At 64.8% G+C, this 22,830-nt stretch carries 25 protein-coding genes; 9 read left to right on the top strand and 16 right to left on the bottom strand.

From position 1 onward, the window contains the following. Positions 1 to 3 precede the first annotated feature (3 nt). Positions 4 to 693: a sensor histidine kinase gene (locus tag DDF70_RS15645; RefSeq protein ID WP_114945793.1), complete on the bottom strand. Its 690-nt coding sequence runs from the start codon at positions 691 to 693 to the stop codon at positions 4 to 6. Positions 694 to 1,140: 447 nt separating this feature from the next. Between DDF70_RS15645 and DDF70_RS15640 the strand changes: the two genes are divergently transcribed. Then, positions 1,141 to 1,317: a CsbD family protein gene (locus DDF70_RS15640; protein ID WP_114945792.1), complete on the top strand. Its 177-nt coding sequence runs from the start codon at positions 1,141 to 1,143 to the stop codon at positions 1,315 to 1,317. Between the two features lie 41 nt (positions 1,318 to 1,358). On the opposite strand, the gene DDF70_RS15635 is transcribed toward DDF70_RS15640, so the two are convergent. The 3 genes from DDF70_RS15635 to DDF70_RS15625 are packed head-to-tail and all read right to left on the bottom strand — an operon-like array spanning position 1,359 to position 3,351. Continuing rightward, positions 1,359 to 1,589 carry a sulfurtransferase TusA family protein gene (locus DDF70_RS15635; RefSeq protein WP_114945791.1) on the bottom strand — a complete coding sequence of 77 codons (231 nt, stop codon included), beginning with the start codon at positions 1,587 to 1,589 and terminating at the stop codon, positions 1,359 to 1,361. Then, on the bottom strand, positions 1,586 to 2,212 hold the full coding sequence (gene mobA / locus DDF70_RS15630) for a molybdenum cofactor guanylyltransferase MobA (RefSeq protein ID WP_114945790.1): 627 nt from the start codon (positions 2,210 to 2,212) through the stop codon (positions 1,586 to 1,588). Before mobA ends, DDF70_RS15635 begins: the two co-directional genes overlap by 4 nt. Before the next feature lie 11 nt (positions 2,213 to 2,223). Further along, complete coding sequence (locus DDF70_RS15625; protein WP_114945789.1) at positions 2,224 to 3,351, bottom strand: Mrp/NBP35 family ATP-binding protein; 1,128 nt, start codon at positions 3,349 to 3,351, stop codon at positions 2,224 to 2,226. Between the two features lie 218 nt (positions 3,352 to 3,569). Between DDF70_RS15625 and DDF70_RS15620 the strand changes: the two genes are divergently transcribed. The 5 genes from DDF70_RS15620 to DDF70_RS15600 all read left to right on the top strand — a co-directional run bounded on the left by DDF70_RS15620 (position 3,570) and on the right by DDF70_RS15600 (position 8,064). Beyond that, positions 3,570 to 4,073, top strand: a complete 504-nt coding sequence (locus tag DDF70_RS15620; protein ID WP_009763670.1) for a pyridoxamine 5'-phosphate oxidase family protein — start codon at positions 3,570 to 3,572, stop codon at positions 4,071 to 4,073. A 177-nt stretch (positions 4,074 to 4,250) separates the two neighbouring features. Next, complete coding sequence (locus DDF70_RS15615) at positions 4,251 to 5,516, top strand: PQQ-dependent sugar dehydrogenase (protein ID WP_114945788.1); 1,266 nt, start codon at positions 4,251 to 4,253, stop codon at positions 5,514 to 5,516. 56 nt (positions 5,517 to 5,572) lie between these two features. Continuing rightward, positions 5,573 to 5,902, top strand: a complete 330-nt coding sequence (locus DDF70_RS15610; RefSeq protein ID WP_245435506.1) for a c-type cytochrome — start codon at positions 5,573 to 5,575, stop codon at positions 5,900 to 5,902. A 93-nt stretch (positions 5,903 to 5,995) separates the two neighbouring features. Beyond that, positions 5,996 to 7,288, top strand: coding sequence for a nicotinate phosphoribosyltransferase (gene pncB / locus DDF70_RS15605; protein ID WP_114945786.1), 1,293 nt, complete (start codon positions 5,996 to 5,998; stop codon positions 7,286 to 7,288). Between the two features lie 5 nt (positions 7,289 to 7,293). Continuing rightward, positions 7,294 to 8,064, top strand: coding sequence for a LamB/YcsF family protein (locus tag DDF70_RS15600; RefSeq protein ID WP_114945785.1), 771 nt, complete (start codon positions 7,294 to 7,296; stop codon positions 8,062 to 8,064). 128 nt (positions 8,065 to 8,192) lie between these two features. Here DDF70_RS15600 and DDF70_RS15595 read toward each other — a convergent pair whose 3' ends face one another. Both DDF70_RS15595 and DDF70_RS15590 read right to left on the bottom strand, forming a co-directional pair. After that, positions 8,193 to 9,068: an alpha/beta fold hydrolase gene (locus DDF70_RS15595; protein WP_114945784.1), complete on the bottom strand. Its 876-nt coding sequence runs from the start codon at positions 9,066 to 9,068 to the stop codon at positions 8,193 to 8,195. 31 nt (positions 9,069 to 9,099) lie between these two features. Beyond that, complete coding sequence (locus tag DDF70_RS15590; protein WP_114945783.1) at positions 9,100 to 9,642, bottom strand: D-Ala-D-Ala carboxypeptidase family metallohydrolase; 543 nt, start codon at positions 9,640 to 9,642, stop codon at positions 9,100 to 9,102. A gap of 334 nt (positions 9,643 to 9,976) precedes the next feature. On the opposite strand from DDF70_RS15590, the gene DDF70_RS15585 reads away from it, so the two are divergent. Beyond that, entirely contained in the window at positions 9,977 to 10,414 is a 438-nt protein-coding gene (locus DDF70_RS15585) for a DUF4112 domain-containing protein (RefSeq protein WP_114945782.1), read from the top strand. Between the two features lie 158 nt (positions 10,415 to 10,572). On the opposite strand, the gene DDF70_RS15580 is transcribed toward DDF70_RS15585, so the two are convergent. From DDF70_RS15580 to mbfA, 9 genes are all read right to left on the bottom strand, one after another. Continuing rightward, positions 10,573 to 11,382, bottom strand: coding sequence for an ABC transporter ATP-binding protein (locus DDF70_RS15580; protein WP_114945781.1), 810 nt, complete (start codon positions 11,380 to 11,382; stop codon positions 10,573 to 10,575). Then, positions 11,375 to 12,100, bottom strand: a complete 726-nt coding sequence (locus DDF70_RS15575; protein ID WP_114945780.1) for an ABC transporter permease — start codon at positions 12,098 to 12,100, stop codon at positions 11,375 to 11,377. Before DDF70_RS15575 ends, DDF70_RS15580 begins: the two co-directional genes overlap by 8 nt. After that, entirely contained in the window at positions 12,100 to 12,822 is a 723-nt protein-coding gene (locus tag DDF70_RS15570; RefSeq protein ID WP_114945779.1) for an ABC transporter permease, read from the bottom strand. The genes DDF70_RS15575 and DDF70_RS15570 overlap by 1 nt, the downstream gene beginning before the upstream one ends. A 184-nt stretch (positions 12,823 to 13,006) precedes the next feature. Continuing rightward, positions 13,007 to 13,852, bottom strand: a complete 846-nt coding sequence (locus DDF70_RS15565) for a lysine/arginine/ornithine ABC transporter substrate-binding protein (protein WP_114945841.1) — start codon at positions 13,850 to 13,852, stop codon at positions 13,007 to 13,009. A 358-nt stretch (positions 13,853 to 14,210) separates the two neighbouring features. Then, the gene (locus tag DDF70_RS15560) at positions 14,211 to 15,056 is read right to left on the bottom strand and encodes a lysine/arginine/ornithine ABC transporter substrate-binding protein (protein ID WP_114945778.1); all 846 of its coding nucleotides are present in this window, start codon (positions 15,054 to 15,056) and stop codon (positions 14,211 to 14,213) included. A gap of 126 nt (positions 15,057 to 15,182) precedes the next feature. Then, positions 15,183 to 15,881 (bottom strand): fumarylacetoacetate hydrolase family protein, encoded by a 699-nt coding sequence (locus tag DDF70_RS15555; RefSeq protein ID WP_114945777.1) that lies wholly within the window; start codon positions 15,879 to 15,881, stop codon positions 15,183 to 15,185. A 184-nt stretch (positions 15,882 to 16,065) separates the two neighbouring features. Next, a complete protein-coding gene (locus DDF70_RS15550) occupies positions 16,066 to 16,887 on the bottom strand; it encodes a DUF4142 domain-containing protein (protein WP_114945776.1) in 822 nt (273 codons plus the stop codon). 273 nt (positions 16,888 to 17,160) lie between these two features. Continuing rightward, on the bottom strand, positions 17,161 to 18,075 hold the full coding sequence (locus DDF70_RS15545; protein ID WP_114945775.1) for a metallophosphoesterase family protein: 915 nt from the start codon (positions 18,073 to 18,075) through the stop codon (positions 17,161 to 17,163). 54 nt (positions 18,076 to 18,129) lie between these two features. Continuing rightward, positions 18,130 to 19,101 (bottom strand): iron exporter MbfA, encoded by a 972-nt coding sequence (gene mbfA, locus DDF70_RS15540; RefSeq protein WP_114945774.1) that lies wholly within the window; start codon positions 19,099 to 19,101, stop codon positions 18,130 to 18,132. 335 nt (positions 19,102 to 19,436) lie between these two features. Here mbfA and DDF70_RS15535 point away from each other — a divergent pair, with 335 nt between their 5' ends. Both DDF70_RS15535 and DDF70_RS15530 read left to right on the top strand, forming a co-directional pair. Further along, the gene (locus DDF70_RS15535; RefSeq protein WP_114945773.1) at positions 19,437 to 19,919 is read left to right on the top strand and encodes an NUDIX domain-containing protein; all 483 of its coding nucleotides are present in this window, start codon (positions 19,437 to 19,439) and stop codon (positions 19,917 to 19,919) included. Positions 19,920 to 20,066: 147 nt separating this feature from the next. After that, complete coding sequence (locus DDF70_RS15530; RefSeq protein WP_114945772.1) at positions 20,067 to 20,579, top strand: GNAT family N-acetyltransferase; 513 nt, start codon at positions 20,067 to 20,069, stop codon at positions 20,577 to 20,579. 172 nt (positions 20,580 to 20,751) lie between these two features. Here DDF70_RS15530 and DDF70_RS15525 read toward each other — a convergent pair whose 3' ends face one another. Continuing rightward, complete coding sequence (locus tag DDF70_RS15525) at positions 20,752 to 22,824, bottom strand: hypothetical protein (protein ID WP_114945771.1); 2,073 nt, start codon at positions 22,822 to 22,824, stop codon at positions 20,752 to 20,754. Positions 22,825 to 22,830 lie beyond the last annotated feature (6 nt).

The following is a 22,830-nucleotide window of genomic DNA, read 5'->3' as shown; positions in this document are numbered from 1 at the left end:
TGCTCATATGGAATAGCTGAGACCGGTCGTATTCTTTTCCGGCACGACCATCGTGATCTTGGTCCCGTGCCCTTCGTGGCTCTCGATTTCCAGATTTCCGCCATGGAGCTTGAGGATGTACCAGGCGAGGCTCAGGCCGAGTCCTGTGCCGGGGAGCCTCCTCACGTTCTGAGCACGGAAGAAGGGCTGCGTAATGAAGGGCAGGTCCCGCTCCGGGATGCCAATCCCGCGATCCTTGACAACGATGCGGATCATGCTGCCCCTCTTGCGGGCCGAGACATCGATCGGCTGATCGGACCGGGAATATTTCATGGCGTTCGACAGGACGATGACGAGGGCCTGCTCCAACAGGATCGGGTCGCCGATGATGATCTCCGGCAATCCACGAACATGGAGCTGGAACACGCGTTCAGGCTCCTGTCCTCCCTGTTCGCGGCACGCTCGGCGGATGAGTTCTTCCAGGTTGAATTCGCTCGGATTGAGCACGATCCCGCCGGCGGTCGCCCGGGTATAGGACAGGATCGTGTCGATCAGCTCGTCGAGGCGCAGGCTCGCACGCCAGATCTTCTCGGCTTTTGCCCGGATGTCGTTGATGCTCAGCCGGTCGGCTCGGCGGATCAGGCCTTGAGCCAAGGCATTGATGGCCGAAAGTGGCGTTCTCAGCTGATGGGCCAGAAGGGCGACCCGGTCCATGGAATGAGCCGAGTTCCTCAATACAGTACGGTTGCTCCCGTTTCGGGAGGTCCTGGGCGGCGGCCGCTGAGGACGTTGTTGAGCTGCGGACACGGGCAGTTCCTGTATGACTTTATAACATATAAATGACGGGTCCGAATTAGTGTCCTGAAATTGATTGTCCACCCCACTCCGGACGGGAAGGAATGGGGACCTGATGCGAAAACGAGTGATGCTTTCGTCGTACAAAAGGAAGAATTCGCACGAAGACTGCACAGCAGTGCGTTCGAAATAGACTCGAAATTATAAATTGGTGTCTCGTATAGGGGCGAATAATAGGCAAGGTTTTGATTGACGGTGGGTCATTTTACCCATTCATGAACAGCATTGTCGCAGGCGGTCTTTCATTGAAACCAACCGTTCAGACCGGCGTTGCCTCAACTGAAGTCCAGTTTCAGGAGAAGCACCATGGATAACGATCGCGCCGAAGGCAGCATGAAGACCGTGAAGGGTCGCATCAAGGAAGGTCTGGGCAAGGCTCTTGGCGACTCGAAGATGGAAGCCGAAGGCAAGATGGATAAGGCCGAAGGCAAGATCCAGAACACCGTCGGCGGCATCAAGGATTCGCTCCGCAAAAATCCTTGATCGAAAAGCGATTGAACGGGCCCGGCACATGCCGGGCCTTTTCATTTGGATGGACCGGCCTTGCGGATCAGGAAGCTGATCCGGGAGGCTTCCTGCTTTTGCTCTTCCAGAACATCGCCGGTTTCCCGGATCAGGTTGGGCACGTCGATCCCCGCGAGGGGATCCGTGCAGACGACGTGCAATTTTTCGCCGGGCGCCATGGAGAGCAGGGCTTTTCGCGTGCGCAGGACGGGCAGCGGACACTTCAGTCCGGATAGATCGAGTTCGGTCATCCTGCGCCACCTTGCTGCGCCAGCCGGCCCGCCTCGGCCAGATCGTCAGGCGTGTTGATGTTGAAGAACGGATCGGCCGGCGCGATGGGCCATGAGGCTTGCGCATATCCGTGGAGCCCCGCCCATTCTCGGACGCTGCGGATGTCCTTTTCCAGGAGCGCCCGACGCAGATCCTGCCGCAGGGAAACGGGCCAGAGGCCGACGGCGAAATGAACCTGCGTGCCCGACGAGGCGAAGGCGAGGGGCACTCCTGACTCGATACGCGCGCCATGCAGCCGCCCGACCAGGTCCAGCGGGATGAACGGCGTGTCTCCTGGAATGCTGACGACCCATTCTATGTCGGACCGATGGGCGGCACTCCAATCGAGAGCCGTCAGGATGCCGGCCAGCGGACCCAGATGACCTCCAATCGAATCCGGCACGACGGGATGGGGCGACGTCCCGAAGCGGGAGATGTCGCCGTTCGCGTTGACGATCATGCCGTCGCATTGCGGCGCGAGGCGCTGCGTGGCGTGTTGGAGGAGCGTGAGCGCGCCGACGGTGCGAAGGACCTTGTCTCCTCCGCCCATGCGCCGCGAAAGGCCTCCCGCAAGCACAGCACCGAGAGTGGGAGGCGGCCTCATGCCGGACCCGTTCACTCGATCACGATGCGCGGCGCGGGTCGTGCGGCTGCGCCGCCCGTAAGCGACGTCCAGACCTGCTGCGCCATGTCCTTGTAGATCTTCGCATGCGGCCCATCAGGGTCGGCGACGACGACCGGCCGGCCCGCATCCGACAGCTCGCGGATCGTCATGTTGAGCGGAACCTCGCCCAGGAAGGGAACGCCCAGGCGCTGGGCCTCGTCACGCGCGCCGCCATGTCCGAAGATATGGGAGCTCTGGCCGCAATGGGGGCAGACGAAGGTCGCCATGTTCTCGACGATGCCGAGGATCGGGATCTCGACGCGCTTGAACATGGAGACGCCGCGCCGCGCATCGATCAGCGCGAGGTCCTGCGGCGTGGAGACGATCACTGCGCCGGCCAGGGGCGTCGCCTGCGCCATGGTGAGCTGCGCGTCGCCCGTGCCGGGCGGCATGTCGACGACGAGCACGTCGAGATCGCCCCAGGCCACTTCCCGCAGCATCTGGGTGATCGCCGACATCACCATCGGCCCGCGCCAGATCATGGCCGCCTCCTCCTCGACGAGGAAGCCGATGGACATGACCTTGAGGCCGTAGGCCTGCATGGGTTCGAGAATGCGGTTCTCGAGCAGGCGCGGCTTGCCGTGGATGCCGAGAAGCTTCGGCATGGAGGGGCCATAGATATCCGCATCGAGCAGGCCGACCTTCAGGCCCAGCGCCTTCAAGCCGAGCGCCAGGTTGGCGGCAGTGGTCGACTTGCCGACGCCGCCCTTTCCGGACGCGACGGCGATCACATGCTGCACGCCCGGAATGCGCTGGTTCCTCGGTTGGGCCGCGGCCCTCGGATGCTGCGGCGCGGACGGGGAAGGGGAGGATGCTCCGGAGCCGGCCGGCCTGTCGGCAGTGAGGCTGGCGAAGACCCCCTTCACGGCCGGGAGGCCCTGCACGGCCGCGACGGCGGCCTGACGCACCTGCTCCATGGCCGCCGCCTCTGACGGCTCGATGGTGATCGAGAACATGACCCGGCCCGCATCGTCCACCACCACGTCGGACAGGCGGCCCGACGCGACGAGGTTGGTTCCGCCTGCATCGACCGGAACGGTCGACAGAGCCTGCAGTACGTGCTCACGGGTAATTGCCACGATGATGTCTCCTGAATGGCTCCGAGGTTTCTACTCCTCATGTATAGGCCGAGAGCGCGTACGTTAAGACGCTCCCGGCAGCCCGGGGGCAATATCCCGAACCAAACTGCACCTTGTCCGTTGTTCACCGGACCCCTCGGGAGCCGGGTCGACCGGTCGCGGCTCTGCCTTCGATGATCGTTCCCGAGAATCTGTCAAGCAAGATCGAGGAGACGAGGATGCACCAGCACGGCCATAACGATCCGAATGCCGGAAAGCTCTATGAGCTGATCAAGGACGTGAAGATCGCCATGATGACCACCGTCGATACGGACGGTACGCTTCACAGCCGGCCCATGCACAACCAGGAAGCGGACGAGCATGGCGACCTCTGGTTCTTCACTCAGATCCAGTCGCCCAAGACGACGGAACTCTCCCGCGACAACGAGGTCAACCTCGCCTATTCCGATCCGAGCAGCCAGACCTATGTGTCGGTGACCGGCAAGGCCGAGATCGTGCGCGACAAGGCGACGATCGAGAAGAAATGGTCGGAGCCCCTGCGTGCCTGGTTCCCGAAAGGCGTGGACGATCCGCAGATCGCCCTGATCCGCGTTCACCCGGCCAAGGGCGAATATTGGGACAGTCCGTCCTCGACCCTGGTGCATCTCTACGGCTATGCGAAGGCCGCCATCACCGGCGAGCAGCCCAAACCCGGCGATCAGGCCAAGGTCAACCTGAGCTGACTTCTGTTGCAGCGTGAAATGTTCAGGGGCCGCATGCGGCCCCTTTTCTTTGCATCGATTTAATCTACCTCTCCATGACAAGCTTAGGTATGCTGCGCAAACCAATAATCGATCCGGATCGCATAAGTCCGGCGCTCGTCAGAACAAGTCGTCGGGGGCAGTCTTAGGGAGAAAACAATGAAGTTCGTCCTGCTTGCCGCAGTTTCGATTGTTGCTTTCGCGTCCTCGAGTTTCGCCCAGCCTGCCACCCAGACGCCGACCGGCAATCTGGAAAAGCTCTCGTCGTTCCAGAGCACGGGAACCGCTGAGCCGCGGCCGATCCCCCAGGAAGGTCGCCGCGCCGACGCCATCCGGAAGAATCTGGAGAAGATCCAGCTCCCTGCCGGCTTCAAGATCGATCTCTACGCCATCGTGCCCGATGCCCGCCACATGGCCGTGGGCCCCAATGCAGGCGTGGTCTTCGTCGGCACGCGCAAGAGCAATGTCTATGTGGTCACGGACCGCGACAAGGATCGCGTGGCCGACGAGGTCAAGCAATTCGCGCCATCGGTGTCGTTCAAGATTCCGAACGGCGTCTGCTTCTCGCGCGACGGCGTTCTCTACGTGGTGGAACAGAACCGGGTGCTGCAGTTCCCGGCCGCCGAGTTCTTCTACGAAGGCCCGGACGTGGCGGCTTTCGTCGTCGCCAAGCAGGGAGACCTCATCCCGCCGGCGGAGGAAAGCTTCAATCACACCGCCCGCGTCTGCAGGATCGGTCCCGACAACAAGCTTTATGTCGCGCTCGGCCAGCCCTTCAACGTGCCGCCGAAGGACAAGATGGGGCTCTATAAGGAGGTCGGCATCGGCGGCATCATCCGGATGGACCAGGACGGCAAGAACCGCGAGGTCTACGCGACGGGGATCCGCAATTCGGTCGGCATCGATTTCAACCCCGCCGACAAGTCTCTCTGGTTCACCGACAATCAGGTCGACGGCATGGGCGACGACCAGCCTCCCGGAGAGCTCAACCGCATCGCCAACATGGGACAGAACTTCGGCTTCCCCTATTATGGCGGCGGCACCGTCCGGACGGTCGAGTACAAGGACGATCCGGTTCCGGCCGGCGTGGTCGGCCCGCAGGCCGAGATGGCTCCGCACGCGGCCGATCTCGGCATGATGTTCTATTCGGGCAAGATGTTCCCGCAGACCTACCAGGGCGGCATCTTCTCGGCCCAGCACGGCTCCTGGAACCGCACCAAGCCGATCGGGGCGCGGATCATGTTCACGCCGATCAAGCCGGACGGCACAGCCGACAAGCCGCAGGTCTTTGCGGAAGGGTGGCTGACGGAGAACGGCGAATATCTCGGGCGGCCGGTCGACGTCGCCATGCTGCCCGATGGTTCTCTCCTGGTCTCGGACGATACGGCCGGAGCCGTCTACCGCATCTCCTACGAAGGACGTTGAGCACTTCTCGACGGGCGCCTCACATGGGGCACCCGCTTCTCCTCGGAACAGCAATCATGAAACCGATCCATGCTCTCGCCCTGGCGGGTCTCCTCCTGGGCGGCCTTGCCGTCGATCCAGCCTCTGCCGGAGATGCCAGGGCAGGGCGCCAGAAGCTCACCACCTGTCAGGGCTGCCATGGTCTCGACGGTCTCTCGAAGAACCCGGAAGCGCCCAATCTGGCCGGTCAGGTCGAAAGCTATCTCACGAGGAGTCTGGAGGCCTATCGCTCGGGCGACCGCAAGAACGAATCCATGAACATTGTAGCGAAAGATCTGTCGGACGAGGATATCGCCGATGTGGCGGCCTATTACGCGTCGATCCAGGTCGATGTCCTGCCGCCCTGACAGGGCTGCATGGAAGTCTTGTAGCCGGCGCTCTTTCATCCCGGACGCCCCTTCGCTATTGTCTCGCCTCCTTTGAGTGGCAAGGAGCAGGCGATGGTGGACATCGCGACCCGGGTCTATAACCATACCTGGAAGATCGACCCGATCGTCCGGTCCGTCCTGGATACGGATTTCTACAAGCTCCTGATGGCGCAGACGATCTTTCGCCGCCACCGGGACGTGCAGGTCACGTTCGGCATTCATAACCGCACCACCCGCATCCGCCTGGGCGACATCATCGACATCGGGGAGCTGCGCGAGCAGCTCGACCATGTGCGCAGTCTCTCCCTGACGCGGGGCGAATCCACCTGGCTGCGCGGCAATACCTTTTACGGCAAGCGGCAGATGTTCTCGCCGGAATTCATGGACTGGCTCGAGACCTTCCGCTTTCCGGAATACCTGCTCGAAAAGGAGGACGGCCAATACGTGCTGACCTTCCACGGCCGCTGGATCGAGACCACCATGTGGGAGATCCCGGCTCTCGCCATCCTCAACGAGTTGCGCTCGCGCGGCGTGCTCAAGGGCATGGGCAAGTTCGAGCTTCAGGTCCTCTACGCCCGCGCCATGACGCGGGTCTGGGAGAAGATCCAGCGGCTCAAGCAGCTTCCCGACCTGTCGATCTCCGATTTCGGCACGCGCCGCCGCCACGGCTTCCTGTGGCAGGACTGGTGCGTGCAGGCGATGATCGAGGGGCTTGGTCCATCCTTCCTCGGCACGTCCAACTGCCTCATCGCCATGCGCCGCGAGGTCGAGGCCGTGGGCACGAACGCCCATGAACTGCCGATGGTCTATGCGGCGCTGACCGACAGCGACGAGGAGCTCGCCGAATCGCCCTATCGGGTGCTGGCGGATTGGCAGCAGGATTACGAGGGCAACCTGCGCGTGATCCTGCCCGATACCTACGGCACCACGAACTTCCTGCAGAATGCGCCCGAATGGGTGGCGTCGTGGACAGGCATTCGGGTGGATTCGAAGGACCCGATCGAGGGCGGCGAGGAGGCCATCGAATGGTGGCGCCAGCGCGGACAGAATCCGAAGGACAAACTCGCGATCTTCTCCGACGGGCTCGATGTAGACGTGATCGAGCGGATCCACCGGCATTTCCGCGGGCGCATGCGCATGGGCTATGGCTGGGGCACGCTTCTCACCAACGATTTTCGCGGCCTCGCTCCCGACGGTGCGCTCGACCCGATATCCATCGTCTGCAAGGTCATCTCGGCCAATGGCCGGCCGACGGTGAAACTCTCCGACAATCCGACGAAGGCCATGGGGCCGAAGGCGGAAATCGAGCGCTACAAGCGCATCTTCCATGTAGGCCAGCAGACGGCCCAACCTGTTCTGGTGTGACGGACATGATCATCGATCTCAACTGCGACATGGGCGAAGGCTTCGGCCCCTGGCTGATGGGAGACGACGCGGCGATGCTCGACATCGTCTCCTCGGCCAACATCGCCTGCGGCTATCACGCGGGCGATCCGTCCATCATGTTCCGCACGGCCGAGATGGCGAAGCAGAAGGGCGTCGCCATCGGGGCGCATCCGGGCTTCAACGATCTGCACGGCTTCGGCCGCCGCGTGATCCGTGGCGACAGCCCGGCGGAGATCGAACGCATGGTGGCCTACCAGATCGGCGCCATGCAGGCTCTCGCGGCGCTTGCAGGGCACAAGGTCACCTACGTGAAGGCGCATGGCTCGCTCAACAACATGGCGAACGAGGACATGGATCTCGCTCTCGCCATCGCCCGCGCCATCAGGGGCGTCGACGCCGGCCTCGTCAACGTGTGCATGCCCGGATTGCTGATGGAGAAGGCGTCCGAGCAGATCGGCGTGAACGTCGCACGCGAGATTTTTGCCGATCGCACCTACGAGGACGATGGCACGCTTACCAGCCGGAAGAAGCCCGGTTCCGTATTGCACGACGCGGAATTCGCAGCCGAGCGCATTCTCCGCGCCGTCCAGGACAGGGCGATCACGACGGTGTCCGGAAAGCGGATCCCGGTCGAGATCGACACGATCTGCGTGCATGGCGACGAGCCGAGCGCCGTCGCCATGGCGCGGACGGTTCGCGCGAAGCTGGAGGCGAACGGCATCACCATCGCGCCGTTCGCGAAGGCTGGTTCATAAAGCACTCACCTCATCCTGAGGAGCCTGCGGGGCAGGCGTCTCGAAGGATCGTCCAGAGAGCACTGGAGACACCCTCGTCCTTCGAGACGGATTGCTGGCGCAATCCCCTCAGGATGAGGGCTTAGGTCCTATTTACGAGCAAAAGCTCTCGCCAGAAACGGCTCCAAAGCCGCCAGCGTCTCCTCCGGCGCTTCCTCGGCGAGGTAATGGCCGCAATCGATGCCGTGGCCTTCCACGCTGTCGGCCCAGTCGCGCCACACGGCGAGAACGTCGTACCAGCGCTCCAGCCCGTTCTTCAGGCCCCAGAGGGCCTGCACCGGACAGGCGATGCGACGTCCGGCCTTCTGGTCCTCTTCGTCGAGACGCATGTCGATGGTCGCGCCGGCCCGGTAATCCTCGCACATGGCGTGGATCGTTTCCGGGTTGGTGTAGCAGCGGCGGTATTCGGCGAGCGCCGCTTCATCGAAGAGCGAGCGCCCGCGGCGAAGATAGAACACGTCCGGATCCGACGCGATCAGGCGCTCGGGGATGGGATGCGGTTGGGCGAGGAAGAACCAGTGCCAGTAGCCCATGGCGAAGGCCATGTCCGTGCGCTGGAAATGCTCTGCCGTGGGAATGATGTCGAGGACCGACAGCGCGACGATCCGGTCCGGATGGTCGAGCGCCATGCGGTAGGCGCAGCGCCCGCCGCGGTCGTGGCCGACGATGGCGAAGCGCTCGAAGCCGAGGGCCTGCATCGCCTCGACCTGATCGCGCGCCATGGCGCGTTTGGAATAGGGCTCGTGATCCGCCGTCGTCGGAGGCTTGGAACTGTCGCCATAGCCGCGCAGATCGGCGCAGACGATCGTGTAATTTTGGGCCAACTTCGGTGCCACCTTGTGCCACATGGCATGCGTCTGCGGATGCCCGTGCAGCAGAAGAACGGGTGGTCCGCTTCCACCGTGGCGGAGATTGATGACGGCCCCGGAGGTTTCGATTTGGCGGTGCGTGAAGTTCTCGAACATCCTGCTGTTGTACCCAAGACTGGATGGAGCGTCACCAGGAACGACGCTCTCCGTTGTCGATGTGGATGATGCCGTTTCGATAGATCTTGAGGCCGCCGACCTGGGGGAGCCCCCGCAGATAGGCCATGACGCCCCGCGCACGGGCCTGCACCCGGAAATCGACCGCGCGGCAGGCGAGGTGCAGGGAATGGCGCGCCCCTCCCGCACGCCAGTTGCGGCCGCGGCTGCGATGGGTCGACTCGACGCTCACGGGGCCGAACTTCTCCGCCACGGAAGCCACGACTTCGCGCAAGACACCTGGAATGCAATCGGTCGGAGCGCTGTCGCGCAGCGTGATGGTTCCATGCGCCACGAGCGAGGCGAAACCGGGGAGAGTCTTGGCGTCCGGCAGGCTTCCGGTCACGTCGGCATCGTCGAGGCGTTCGTTGGACGGCAGGCTGGCATATTGCGCGGGAGGGACGATCCCGCCGTCTCCGTCATTGGCCTTGAGCGCGGCCGGGGAGAGCCCCAGCAGGAATGCGCCCGTCACGACGCCCACCCTGGCGACGTGACGCAATTGGGCATCGGTGCTCATCAGGTTCTCCCTTTCCGAGCCCCCACAAAGTTGCTGACGCCGAAAGGGTCTCCCGACGGCACTCGCTGCTTGTTGGTCGATGTTGACGGTTCAGGTCGCAGCGTTAGGCACGGTGACCTAAAGTGAGCTTGGCCTTAGGCAAGAACACCTATCCGGGTTTGCGCGTCCGCAGGCTGCCGATGGCGGGAAAAAGCTTTGTCCTGCAAGGAATCCTATGAGAGGAAATTATGGATGAGTTATGGGGTAACGCAGCCTGAATCTTGCAGAAGAGGGCCGGAATGCACACATCAGTGCCCGTTGTGCCAGTCATGGGATTGGCCGCTCGGAGATCGGAATGACCACTGCTCGCAGCGCTGTTTTCGACGCCATCAAGACTGCCGGCCCGACGCAGGCCGACGCGATCGCGCGCGTCACGCTCGTTGCCAAACTGCTCGACAACGCCGTGCTCATCCCCGGCCTGAACCGGCGCGTCGGCTTCGATGCCGTGCTCGGCCTCGTGCCCGGTGTCGGCGATCTGATCTCGGCGGCTCTCGCCAGCTACATCATCTGGGAGGCCCGTCAGCTCGGGTTGCCGCGCTGGAAGATCGCGCGCATGATCGGCAACGTGGCGTTCGACACGGCCATCGGTGCCATCCCGCTGGCGGGTGACGTATTCGACGTGTTCTTCAAGGCCAACCAGCGCAACCTTCGGATCATCCACGAGCACCTGGGAACGCCCAAGCGCGGACCGGTCGAGATCGACGGCACGGCCGTTCGGGTGGACGAGCGGTAATGAAGCGGCCTCTCAGGCCTTCTTCAGACAGCGCCGTTCTTGTCATCACCGGCCTTGTGCCGGTGATCTCGATCATATGAAACGCTGAGCCTCACCGTATTGAGATAGCCGGCCCAAGGCCGGCCATGACGGGAGAGCGCGTCATCAAGGCCGTCGTTCTAGCGATGGCTCGAGATGAACTGCTTGAAGCGCTCGGATTTCGGAGCGCCGAACACCTGGGTCGGCGCGCCTTCCTCCTCCACCACGCCCTTGTGCAGGAACACCACGCGGTTCGACACGTCGCGGGCGAAGCCCATCTCGTGCGTCACCACGAGCATGGTGCGGCCTTCCTCGGCGAGCGAGCGCATGACGCGCAGGACCTCGCCGACGAGTTCCGGGTCGAGCGCGGAGGTCGGCTCGTCGAACAGCATCACCTTCGGATGCATGGCGAGCGCCCGGGCGATCGCCGCGCGCTGCTGCTGGCCGCCGGAGAGGTGCGAGGGATACTGGTTGCGCTTGTCGACGATGCCGACCTTCTTCAGCAGCTCCTCGGCCTCGGCGATGCATTCGGCCTTCGGGCGCTTCTGCACATGCACCGGCGCCTCGATCACGTTTTCCAGGATCGTCATGTGGGACCAGAGATTGAAGCTCTGGAACACCATGGCGACGCGTGAGCGGATGCGGTCCACCTGGCGCTGGTCGGCGGGCTCCATGCCCTTGCGGCCCTTCCTGAGCCCGATGGTCTCGCCGCCGATGCGGATCTCGCCGGAATCGGGCACCTCCAGCATGTTGATGCAGCGGAGCATGGTCGACTTGCCGGAGCCCGAGGCGCCGAGGATCGAGATGACGTCGCCTTCCTTCGCGCTCAGCGACACGCCCCTGAGCACTTCGAGGCTTCCGAAGCTCTTGCGGAGATTGTTGACGGAGACGGCAGCAGCGGCCTCGGAAGGCGCAGTTTGGGTCGACAAGGATGCAACTCCGTTAGACATGGGCGGCCTCCAGACGCGGCTCGATGGCCGGGGGGCGGCGCAGATGCGGCGAGAGCCACCATTCGATGGCCATGATGATGCGTGTGATGATGAAGTTGAGGATGAGGTAGATCAGGCCCGCCACGATGAAGACTTCGACCGCGCGGAAGGTCTGCGAGATGAGCTTCGCGGCAAGGCCGGTCACTTCCATCATGGTGATGATGGATGCCAGCGACGTGGCCTTCACCATGAGAATGATCTCGCTGCCATAGGCTGGAAGCGCCTGTCGGACCGCGATGGGGAAGACGATGCGGCGGAAGAGCAGGAAGCCCGACATGCCGCAGGCCCTGGCGGCTTCGACCTGGTTGTGAGGCACCGATTGCAGGCCGCCGCGGATGATCTCGCTGGCATAGGCGGCGGTGTTGAGGGTGAGCGCCAGCACCGCGCACCAATAGGGCTCGCGGAAGAACGTCCACAATCCCCATTCCTGCAGCGTCGGCCGGAACTGCCCGAGGCCGTAATAGATCAGGAAGATCTGCACGAGCAGGGGCGTTCCCCGGAACACGAACACATAGGCTTGCGCCGGCCAGTCGAGCACCTTGACCCGCGACATCCGCATGAGCGCGAGCAGCATCGCGAGGACGGCACCGAGCGCGACCGACATGAAGGCGAGGTTCAGCGTCAGCGGCACCCCGCCCAGGAGGGTCAGGAAGCAATCCCGCATGAAGGCGAAGTCCATCAGGAAGCCCTCCGCATGCCACGCATCGAGTGAGCCTCCGCGCGCTGGAACAGGTAGGTCGAAACCCAGGTGATGAGCAGATAGAGGATCGCCGCCGTGATGTAGAAGTCGAACGGCCGGCGGGTGGAGCCCGCCGCGATATGCGACTGGCGCAGCAGCTCGACGAGGCCCGTCACGGAGATCAGAGCCGATTCCTTGAGCACCAGCTGCCATGTGTTGCCGAGGCCCGGAATGGCGTAGCGCAGGACCTGGGGGGCGATGATGCGGCGGAACATCAGCCAGCGGTGCATGCCCACGGAGCGGGCCGCCTCGATCTCGCCTTTGCTCACGACCTGATAGGCGCCGCGGAAAACCTCCGCCTGATAGGCGCCCGACACGATGCCGATGGCGAGCGCGCCGGTGACGAAGGCGGGCACGCCGATGAAACCTTCAGCCCCGAACAGGCTGCCGATGGCGCCAAGCGCCGCGGAGCCGCCGAAATAGAAGAGGTAGATGACGAGAAGATCGGGAATGCCGCGCAGGACGGTGGTGTAGCCGTCCGCCACGCTTCGGATCACGAGGTTGCCGCCGATCTTCCCCCAGGCCACCAGGGTCCCGACGACGGAGCCCGCAAGGAAGCCGCATAAGGCGACGGCGATGGTCATCCCCGCCGCGGTGAGAAGAGCCCATCCCCAACCGTTGGGGCCGAACCCGACGAGCTCGAAATAGCTCAGTTGCTGCACGCTTCAACTTTCCTGAATATGTCTCCCCTCACCGAGAGGGCGAGGGGAGACAGGATCCGTCAAATCCGGCCCTGTGCCGGATCATATCCCGGGCCGTGTAGCAGGAACCGGGGCTTTCTTGCCAGTAGGCTAAGGGATCGGATGGATCCCAAAGCGTTCGTCACCGTCGGGCCGATGCCTGATGTCAGGCCTGCGGGGTCGCGTCGATCTTGAACCACTTCTCGGACAGCGTCTTGATCGTGCCGTCCTTGATCGCGGCTTGGATCGCGTCGTCGAAGGACTTCTTCAGTTCCGTGTCCTCCTTGCGCATGCCGACGGCGACGCCGCGGCCGAGCAGGCCGCCGCGCATCCCCGTGCCGGCAATCACCATGTCCTTGAACTCAGGCTTCTCCTGCGTGGCCTTCAGGGCACCCTGGCCGGCGAAGATCGCGTCGAGGCGACCGGCGGACAGGTCGAGGTCGTGCTGCTCCGTGGTCTTGTACTCGCGGATCGTGACCGTGTCCTTCAGGTAGGTCTCCACGAACTGGGCGTTCACGGTCGAGGTCTGCACGCCGACGGTCTTGCCCTTCAGCAGAGGCTTCCAGGCCTCGATCGCCTTCTTGGCGCCTTCCGGATCCTTGTCGAGGTTTACCGTCGTGCCGGTCCCGGCCAGCTTGGCGAGGGGGGAATCCTTCATCACGCCGAAGCCGTGCGGGGTGGCCGCGTAGGCAATCGAGAAGTTGATCGTCTCGAGGCGCTTATCGGTGATGTTCATGCCGGCCATGATGGCGTCGTACTTCTTGGCCTGGAGCGCCGGGATGATGCCGTCCCAGTCCTGGGCCACGATCTCGCACTTCACCTTCATGCGGGCGCACAGGTCGTTGGCGAGATCGATCTCGAAGCCTTCGAGCTTGCCGCCCGCGCCCGTGAAGTTCCACGGCGCATAGGCGCCTTCCGTGGCGATCTTGACGGTCTTTTCCTGGGCCGCGGCTCCGCCGATGGCGAAAGCGGAGGCCAACAGGCCGAGACCCAATGTCTTGAAGAATGTCATCGTCTTCCCTCTGGTCAGCTTCAACTGATCCTGTTGTCGGATGAAGGTCGCAGCCCTCATCGCGCGTCCAGAAGCTAACATTCAAAAGCCAAGCCCGCGCAAGTGCTAAACATGCTGAATAAAGCGCCCAAGCTGGCGAATTCGGTCGCAGTTGCGCCTGCTCGCTACAAAAAAGGCGCGGCCGGAGCCGCGCCTTGGATATGAGGGTCACCTGCCACGTCATGGCCGGGCTTGTCCCGGCCATCTCGATTGGAAAGGCGCTATGCCTTTCAGGATTGGGATCACCGGCTGGGTTCCCGGATCAAGTCCAGGGAGGTGATGACGTGAGAGGGTGCTTTCCCAGCTTGATGCTGGACGATCAGCTCCGGGGAGTGGTGTCGATCTTGAACCACTTCATCGACAGCTTCTGGATCGTGCCGTCCTTGATCGCCGCCTGGATTGCCTCGTTGAAGTTCTTCTTGAGCTCCGTATCGCCCTGGCGCAGGCCGACACCGACTCCGGCGCCGAGCAGGCCGCCGGTGATCGACGGGCCGACCAGGGCGTAATCCTTGAACTCGGGCTTCTCGAGAGTGCCGATGATGGCTGTCGCGTCGGCCAGCACCGCATCGATGCGGCCGGCCGCGAGATCGAGGTCATGCTGTTCCGTGGTCTTGTACTCGCGGATCTCGGCCGTGCCCTTCAGGTACTTGTCGGCGAAGTTCGCGTGGATGGTCGAGCCTTGGACGCCGATGGTCTTGCCCTTCAGCAGCGGCTTGTAGGCGTCGATGGCCTTCTCGGCGGCGGCCTGCTGGCTCGTGAGGTTGAAGGCCTCTCCGGTGCCCGGCATCTTGGCGAGCGGCGAATCCTTGGCGACGAGGAAGCCGTTCGGGGAGTTGGCGTAAGGACCGGCGAAGTCGATGGTCTTCTTGCGCTCGTCGGTGATGCTCATGCCGGCCATGATGGCGTCGTACTTCTTGGCCGTGAGGGCGGGAATGATGCCGTCCCAGTCCTGGGCGACGATTTCGCACTTCACCTTCATGCGGGCGCACAGGTCGTTGGCGAGGTCGATCTCGAAGCCTTCGAGCTTGCCGCCTGCACCGGTGAAGTTCCACGGCGCGTAAGCGCCTTCCGTAGCGATCTTGACGGTCTTCTCCTGGGCGGCGGCTCCGCCGATCGCAAGAACAGAACCGAGAAGGGCCAAGCCGACGGTCTTAACGAATGTCATAGTCGTTCCCTTGTTCGTGGGCCCCGGCTCGCGCCGAGGCCTGATGTAACGGCGGCCGTCCCGGGCCGCACCGTGACGCAGTAACAGCCAAACTTGACAAAAAGGCAAGGGGCGGCGGGGCCGACCTCACCCGACCCGCAGTTTGATCTCACCGAGGCCCTCGACGGCCCCCACCATGGTCTGGCCCTTCGTCACCGCCCCGACGCCATCGGGCGTGCCGGAGAAGATCACGTCGCCGGGCGCGAGTTCGAAATAGGAGGAGAGGTAGGCGATCTGCTCGGCGACGGACCAGATCATGTCGGACAGGTCCGCCGTCTGCTTCGTCGCCCCGTCCACCGACAGGGAGATGGATCCTGCTGCCGGGTGTCCAACCTGCGAGACCGGATGGATCGGGCCGACCGGGCCCGAGTGATCGGCCGCCTTGCCGAGCTCCCATGGACGGCGAAGCTGCTTGGCCTCGTCTTGAAGGTCGCGGCGGGTCATGTCGAGGCCGACCGCATAGCCGAAGACATGGTCGAGGGCCTGCTCGACGGGGATGTCGCGCCCGCCCTTGGCGAGAGCCACCACCATCTCGATCTCGAAATGGTAGTTCCCGGTCTTCGGCGGATAGGCATGGTCCGCCGTTTCGCCTTCCCCGACAGGCTGGAGCGCATCGGCCGGTTTCATGAAGAAGAACGGCGGCTCGCGGGTCGGGTCGCCGCCCATCTCCCGCGCGTGGGCCGCATAGTTTCTGCCGACGCAATAGACGCGGCGGACCGGGAACAGGTCGGTGCTGCCGGCAACGGGAAGGGCGGGAATCGAAGGCGCGGGAATGACGTAGGCCATGGAAGCTCACGAAGGTCGGAGAGTGAAGGGACAAGGTCCGGGGTTCAGGACCTGCTGCCCTCTTCCTACACCTTCGAAGGGGCACCGCAACCGGTCGCGGACAGGATGCGGATAGCGCTTTCGGCGAACATGGAAACGGCGGGCCCTGAGGACCCGCCGCCAAAGTGCTCAACTGCGAAACGACTTAGCGGCGACGGGTCGTGCCGCCCGGAAGACGCTGAGCGTCGGCCGCGTGGTGCTCGAGATGCGGAACCACCGAGGCCGCGAACTGGCGCAGGGACGGATCGTTGCCGGCCTGGGCATAACCCGAGTGGAGAGCCAAGGCCTCCTGGTGAGCCATGCGCTGGGCCTGGCCATAGAGGCGGTCGAACTGCGGGCCCGAGGTCGAGGCGAGCTGGTTCAGCATGGCCATCTTGTCCGGCGGAAGCGGGACGCCGAGGCGCACCGGGGTCACGGAGCCGGTCGCCTGCACATCGGCTGCGGTTCCCGCCGCAGCGCCCGTGGTCGCGCCGACACCGGCTCCGACGGCGGCGCCGACCGGACCGCCCACCAGGGCTCCGACGCCTGCACCGGCCAGAGCGCCCGTCGCCGTGCCGCCGGCCGTCCCCGGAGCACCGGCCGTGGCCGCGCCGGCCGTGGCTCCTGCCGTCGCGCCGACTCCGGCGCCGACAGCCGCACCCACCGGGCCACCAACGAGAGCGCCGATGCCCGCGCCCGCGAGCGTGCCGCCCACGGTGCCGCCGAGGAACTCACCGGACGCGGAATAGACCGGGCGGCCGCCATTCAGGGCCTGGCTGGTCATGCCGTGATCCCTGATCATGTTCTCGGCGTAACGACGCACGACCGGGTTGCGCGAGCGCTCGAGGGCAAGCTGGCTCGTGGCAATCTCGAAGGCATCCGCCTGGGACGCCATCGTGCGGTAGGTCTGGCTGTCCATGATCTGGGCAGAGGCCGGAACGGCCGAGACGGATGCAAGCAAGGCTGCGAGAGGAAGATACTTCTTCATCGGGTTAACTCCAGTTTCCGGAATCGCAGAACACCGTGCGAAGCCGAGCAGGCTTGCGAAGGGCATGGGTGGCTGCTGCAACCGTTCAACGGAGTGCGACCGGAGCGGTTCCAGAAAAGCTAAGGATATATTGCCAATTGATCCGATTGCGCCGGCATCAGGCGGAATGAAGGCCTTGAAGAAAGAAGTACAGGCGAGTTTTGCTCCGAACAGAGACCCTTCAGTCGATGCGGATAAGCTTGGGAATTGGCTAAGCTTGGGGAGCTCTGTGGATCAAAGCTTGTCCGTCGGTTTGCGAATGCGTGCGAGCGAGAGCATGCCCATGCCTCCGACGCTCCCGTCAGGCTTCAGGCCGCGAAGCTCGGCCGTGAGGAGAAAGCCTGTCTCGTCCCGCCCGATGGTGAAGAGATGATAGCCGGCCTTGTGGGTCAGGGTCCCGCCCCGGGCGGAAGCCGAGGGCGCACCGATGACCGGGATGGGGCCGCGCGGACCGTCGAGATGGGCGAGCGAGCCCACGTGATTGTGCCCGTGCAGCACGAGTTCCGCGCCGACCCGGCACAGCATCTTCTCGAAGCGCCGCGCATCCGTGAGATTGCGCCCCGCTTCGGCGCCGCCGACATGGGGCGGATGGTGGATCAGCACGATCCGGAAGCAGCCGGGATCGCGGCCCAGCTCGCCCAGAATGTCCTCGACGACCTTCATCTGCTTCGACCCGACCCGGCCGCTCGCCACGAACGGCAGGGTCGGGATGGCGGAGGACAGGCCGATGATCGCGACGGGCCCGTAGCGGCGAAGATAGGGGAAGGTTCCCTCGCGGCCGTCGTCGCCCCGGGTCCAGGGGGCGATCTCCCGCATCAGGCCTTCGAGCGAGCCACGGACATAGGCATCGTGATTGCCCGGCACGAAGGTGACGCGGGACGGGTCGCCCAGCCCTTCGAGGAAGACGCGCGACGTCTTCCACTCGTCAGGCAGGCCGATATTGCAGGTGTCGCCCGTGCAGGTGATGTGGTCGGGCTGCTGCGCGTGGATGTCGGCGACGAGCTCGGCCAGGAGCTCCATGTCGTGCAGACCGTGCCGGCTGCGATGCCAGTTGTACCAGCCGGTCAGGCGCTTGCTGAGGAGCTGTTTGAGGCGCGGCCGGGGCAGCGGTCCCACATGGGGGTCGGTCAGGTGAGCGATGCGGAACATGGCGGCCGGATTGATGCGAGCGGAAGCGAGAGTTCGCGCGCGCAGCTCCCCGCGTCAAGCGCTGCCGATGAAGATACCGGCGAGAAGCACCAGAACGCCGCCGAACACGACCTGCATGGTCGCGCTCCAGAACGGTGTTTCCATGTAGCGCGTCCGGATCCACGAGATCGTCACGAGCTCGACCGCCACGACCAGGGCCGCGATGCTGGTGGCCAGGAGGAAGGCGTTGGGCCAGGAATCCGGCACCAAGTAGGGCAGGGTGTGGCCGAGGCCGCCGGCCGCCGTCATGACGCCGCAGACCAGGCCGCGCAGCCAGGGCGAGCCGCGTCCGGTGATCTCGCCATCGTCGGAGAGCGCTTCCGTCAGGCCCATGCTGATGCCCGCGCCCACGGAGGCGGCAAGCCCGACCAGGAAGGTCTCCCAGTTGTTCTGGGTGGCAAAGGCGGCGGCGAACAGGGGGGCGAGCGTCGAGACCGAGCCGTCGATGAGCCCGGCGAGGCCCGGCTGCACGTATTGCAGCACGAAGAGCCGGCGGCGGGCATGTTCCTCGGCGGCCTCGGCGTTCTCGGTCAGGTGTGCGGCGTGCAGCTCGCTGGCCTTGCGCTCGTGGCCGCGCTCGACCTCCGCAAGCTTGGTGAACAATTCGCGCACGGACACGTCGAGAGTCTGCTGGGCGGCCTTTTCGTAGAAATTCGCCGCCTGAAGCTCCATGACCTCCGCCTCGCGGCGCATGCGGTCGAGGTCGAGATGGGCGCTCCACCAGACGGCACGGCGCTTCAGGAAGCCGCGCACGTCCTCCCGGCGGATGGGCGGGAGGTGCTCGCCGAAGCGGGCGCGGTAGAAATCGTAGAGGGAATTGCGATGGGCCCGCTCTTCCTCGGCCATGTCGTTGAAAATATCGGACGAGGCGGGGAAATCGACACGAAGGCGGTCCGCGAAATCCTGGTAGATCCGCGAATCTTCCTCTTCGTTGGCGATGGCAAGCGCGATAACCTCGCGCTCTGACAATTCGGACAGAGACTTCATACCCGCTCCTGTTTAGAAACATTCTAAACAGGAGATCGGACTTTCGCCAAGCCCTTCTGCGAGTGCAGGAGGGGTTTGGAAATTAGTACTGTGCGCCCGGGATCAGGGTCGAGTAGATCGAACGGTCCTCGAGGTTGAGGGCCGGGGACCAGGAGAAGCGGGCGGAACGGTTGAGACGGGACAGGATCAGCGCGAGAAACATTGGAACACCTTTGGTTGGCCCTGTCTTAGACCTTCGTATAATGCAGGTCACGTGCCGATTTGCCGGAACAGCTATGCAATGGATGAATGACTACATTCATCCTTCCGTAATCTTGTTATGATTGCCTGGTTCGATGTCTGACTCCCATCCGCCCCGCAGGGGCGCGCGCTTCGTCTCCTGGGGCCTTCACACCTATTGGCGCTTTTCCCGCGGCATGACGCTGGGGGTGCGCGGCGTGGTTCTCGACGACCGGAACCAGGTCTTCCTCATCCGCCACACCTATGTTCCTGGCTGGCACCTGCCCGGGGGAGGGGTCGAGACCGGCGAGACGGCTCTCGACGCCCTCGATCGCGAGTTGCGGGAGGAGGCCTGCATCGCCATGGACGGGACGCCCGAGCTGTTCGGCGTCTTCTTCAACCGCAGGATCTCGCGGCGCGACCACGTGCTGGTCTACGTGATCCGGCGCTTCAACGTGCTGGAGGTCAAGCGGCCGGACCGGGAGATCGCCGAGGCGGGCTTCTTCCCTCTCGACCGCCTGCCCGAGGGCACCACCGTGGCCACGCGCAACCGCCTAGCCGAAATCCTCAAAGGGCAACCCGCTTCCGCCACCTGGTAAGAGAGGGTTTGCGTGGCGTTCCCGACGCTGCTATGGCCTAGCGCATCAAGCAAACGCCGAGCTCATGACCACCACCCGGATTCTGCGACGACGACAGGGCTGAGATTCATCCAGCCGCCATTCCCGTTTCCTCGTCCCGAGTCCGTCATGACCGAGCTCTCGCTCCTGATCCGCACCGAACAACCCATCGATTCTGAGGCCATCGAGCGCCTGCACGAGCGCGCCTTCGGCCCGGGGCGCTTCGCCCGCACCGCCTCGCGCCTGAGGGAAGGGGCGTCCCACCGGCTCGACCTGTCCTTCACGGCCATGGTCGGCACGCTGCTCGTCGGCTCCGTGCGCATGACGCCGGTGAGAGCCGGCGAGGTCCCGGCCCTGATGCTCGGGCCGCTCACGGTCGAGCCCGCCTTCGAGAGCCGCGGCATCGGCGCGGCCCTGATGCGCCGCTCCCTCGATGCCGCCAGGGCCAAGGGCGATACCCTGGTGCTGCTCGTAGGCGACGAGCCCTATTACAGCCGCTTCGGCTTCAAGCGCATCCCGCCGCAGCAACTGCAGCTTCCCGGCCCGGTCAATCCCGCGCGCTTCCTGGCCCTGGAGCTGGTCGAGGGGGCGATGGCCGGGGCGAAGGGATTGGTGACTCCGCTGCCTGATTCAAACGAATAACCCGACGGCTTCCGTTACCCTCCACGTCATGGCCGGCCTTGTGCCGGCCATCCCGATTGTGTGAAGCGCGGCGCTCTTCGGACCGGGATCACCGGCACGAGGCCGGTGATGACGTGGTGGTGGACGCATCGCCGGTCCTTGTCGAACGCCGCATTCGGGGTTTGCGACCCACCTACGCCCTGCGGCGCCCCTCGATCAGCCAGGCGGCGAGCGTCGAGCCGATCAGGAGCACCAGGCCGACGAAGCCGAGCGCCATCGGGAAGACGGACACGCCGCGGACGATGGCGCTGTCGCTGGGCCTGATCCCGATCCAGTCGCCGCCGGACAGGCGGGTGCCGGAATGCACCGCCAGGATGCGCGGGACCGTGATGCTCTGATCGCCCGCCATGGCGACCCGCCGCACCGACCCGCCGGTCGCTTCCGCGATCGCGCTCAAGGCCTCCGTATTGCTGAACACGTCCATCAGCTCGCGCGGATTGGCCGGTCCGATGCTCACGAAGGCGATGAGGTCGCCCGAGCGGAGCGTGTGGAGCCCGAGTTCGCGGCTTTCCACCTGGGCCGTGAAGAGGCCGGGACGGCTCTCGTTGAGCGGGATGCTGCTTTCCGCGCCGCTCGGCGCCGTCAGGGTGACCGGATCGGCCGTCTCGGCCATGGTCTGGCGCTCGATGCGGATGGTGCGTCCCTGGGCGCTGGCGCGAAGCGCCTCCTCCTCCAGGGCGGGTTCCTTCATGAGCCAGTGGGCGAGACGGCGCAGCAGGTCGAGATGCGGCCCGCCCTCCTGGTATCCCCGCGCCCAGAGCCAGGCATGGTCGGAGAGCAGCAGCGCCACGCGGCCCTTCTCCTCCCGGCGCAGCACGAGGAGCGGCAGGTCGTTGGCTCCCGACATGAGGGTGTCGCCGGACTGCACCTGCGAGCCGATGATGCGCAGCCACTCGCCCCAGGCCGGCGGCGATTGCTCGGAGCCCGGCAGGTCACGGGTGACCGGATGGCGGTCGCCCGTCTCGGTGATGTGCGCCTTGTAGGGCTGTTCGACGATGCTGCCGTTGGGCTGGCCGGGGATGATCGGGGCGAGCCGCGTCTGCGCGAGGCTGCCGTAGCTGGCGAATTCGGGCCCCGCCGCCACGAGGATCGCGCCGCCCTCGCGCACGTAGCGCACGATGTTCTCGAAATAGCTGGACGGCAGGATGCTCTGGTTCGCGTAGCGGTCGAAGATGATCAGGTCGAATTCCTTGATCTTCTGCTGGAACAGCTCGCGGGTCGGGAAGGCGATCAGCGAGAGCTCGTTGATCGGCGTGCCGTCCTGCTTCTCCGGCGGACGCAGGATGGTGAAGTGGACGAGGTCCACGTTGGCGTCGGATTTGAGGAGATTGCGCCAGGTCCGCTCGCCCGCATGAGGCTCGCCGGAGACCAGCAGCACGCGCAGCTTCTCGCGGATGCCCTCGATGGGAACGACGGCCCGGTTGTTGGCCTGGGTCAGCTCGTCGGGCAGGCCTTCGACTTCGAGCTCGACCACGTTGGTGCCGCCATGCTCGATGCGCACGTCGAGGGAGAAGGGCGTGTCGGCCGGCACCTGCTGGCGGGTGAGGACCTGCCCGTCGCGCCGCACGGTGACGAGCGCCGAGCCCGTGCCGCCGCGCTCCATGATCTGCGCCCGGATGGTCTGGTCCTTGCCGACGATGCCGAAGCGCGGCGCTTCCAGAAGCTTGATCTGCCGGTCGCGCTCGTCCGGGCGGCCGGTGATGAGGGCGTGGAGCGGCGCCTTGAAGCCGAGGCCTTCCACGGAGGAGGGAATGTCGTGCACGACGCCGTCGGTGACGAAGATGACGCCGGCGAGCCGGTCCGGCGGCACGTCGGCCAATCCGTTGGACAGGGCGGTGAACAGGCGCGTTCCGTCGTCGCCGTTGCCGTCATCGGCCTCGATGAAGCGGGGCTCCACGTCGGCGAGCGAACCGAAGCGCCGCTCCAGCTCGGCTCTGACCCGGTCGGTCATGGCCGGCCGGTCGCCCAGCGTCTGCGAGGTCGAGCGGTCCATGACCACCGCCACGATGTCCTTCACCTTCTCCCGGTCCTCCTGCACCAGGGCCGGGTTGGCGAGGGCGAGGAGCACGAGCCCGAGGGCCACCGCCCGCAGGATCGCCACGGGACCGCGGGACACCAGCGCCAGGATCGCCATGAGGGCGACGACCGCGCCGAGGGCCCAGAGGGCGTAGGTCGGGACAAGGGGGGAGAAGCCGATCGAGAGCAAAGATGA

The sequence above is a fragment of the Microvirga calopogonii genome, assembly GCF_003347665.1.
GTDB lineage: Bacteria > Pseudomonadota > Alphaproteobacteria > Rhizobiales > Beijerinckiaceae > Microvirga > Microvirga calopogonii.
This window is presented reverse-complemented; position numbering and strand designations above follow the sequence as displayed.

Coding starts and splice junctions, on each gene's coding strand:
- DDF70_RS15645 (WP_114945793.1), bottom strand. CDS start 693: ATGGACCGGGTCGCCCTTCTGGCCCATCAGCTGAGAACGCCACTTTCG.
- DDF70_RS15640 (WP_114945792.1), top strand. CDS start 1,141: ATGGATAACGATCGCGCCGAAGGCAGCATGAAGACCGTGAAGGGTCGC.
- DDF70_RS15635 (WP_114945791.1), bottom strand. CDS start 1,589: ATGACCGAACTCGATCTATCCGGACTGAAGTGTCCGCTGCCCGTCCTG.
- mobA (WP_114945790.1), bottom strand. CDS start 2,212: ATGAGGCCGCCTCCCACTCTCGGTGCTGTGCTTGCGGGAGGCCTTTCG.
- DDF70_RS15620 (WP_009763670.1), top strand. CDS start 3,570: ATGCACCAGCACGGCCATAACGATCCGAATGCCGGAAAGCTCTATGAG.
- DDF70_RS15615 (WP_114945788.1), top strand. CDS start 4,251: ATGAAGTTCGTCCTGCTTGCCGCAGTTTCGATTGTTGCTTTCGCGTCC.
- DDF70_RS15610 (WP_245435506.1), top strand. CDS start 5,573: ATGAAACCGATCCATGCTCTCGCCCTGGCGGGTCTCCTCCTGGGCGGC.
- pncB (WP_114945786.1), top strand. CDS start 5,996: ATGGTGGACATCGCGACCCGGGTCTATAACCATACCTGGAAGATCGAC.
- DDF70_RS15600 (WP_114945785.1), top strand. CDS start 7,294: ATGATCATCGATCTCAACTGCGACATGGGCGAAGGCTTCGGCCCCTGG.
- DDF70_RS15595 (WP_114945784.1), bottom strand. CDS start 9,068: ATGTTCGAGAACTTCACGCACCGCCAAATCGAAACCTCCGGGGCCGTC.
- DDF70_RS15590 (WP_114945783.1), bottom strand. CDS start 9,642: ATGAGCACCGATGCCCAATTGCGTCACGTCGCCAGGGTGGGCGTCGTG.
- DDF70_RS15585 (WP_114945782.1), top strand. CDS start 9,977: ATGACCACTGCTCGCAGCGCTGTTTTCGACGCCATCAAGACTGCCGGC.
- DDF70_RS15580 (WP_114945781.1), bottom strand. CDS start 11,382: ATGTCTAACGGAGTTGCATCCTTGTCGACCCAAACTGCGCCTTCCGAG.
- DDF70_RS15575 (WP_114945780.1), bottom strand. CDS start 12,100: ATGGACTTCGCCTTCATGCGGGATTGCTTCCTGACCCTCCTGGGCGGG.
- DDF70_RS15565 (WP_114945841.1), bottom strand. CDS start 13,852: ATGACATTCTTCAAGACATTGGGTCTCGGCCTGTTGGCCTCCGCTTTC.
- DDF70_RS15560 (WP_114945778.1), bottom strand. CDS start 15,056: ATGACATTCGTTAAGACCGTCGGCTTGGCCCTTCTCGGTTCTGTTCTT.
- DDF70_RS15555 (WP_114945777.1), bottom strand. CDS start 15,881: ATGGCCTACGTCATTCCCGCGCCTTCGATTCCCGCCCTTCCCGTTGCC.
- DDF70_RS15550 (WP_114945776.1), bottom strand. CDS start 16,887: ATGAAGAAGTATCTTCCTCTCGCAGCCTTGCTTGCATCCGTCTCGGCC.
- DDF70_RS15545 (WP_114945775.1), bottom strand. CDS start 18,075: ATGTTCCGCATCGCTCACCTGACCGACCCCCATGTGGGACCGCTGCCC.
- mbfA (WP_114945774.1), bottom strand. CDS start 19,101: ATGAAGTCTCTGTCCGAATTGTCAGAGCGCGAGGTTATCGCGCTTGCC.
- DDF70_RS15535 (WP_114945773.1), top strand. CDS start 19,437: ATGTCTGACTCCCATCCGCCCCGCAGGGGCGCGCGCTTCGTCTCCTGG.
- DDF70_RS15530 (WP_114945772.1), top strand. CDS start 20,067: ATGACCGAGCTCTCGCTCCTGATCCGCACCGAACAACCCATCGATTCT.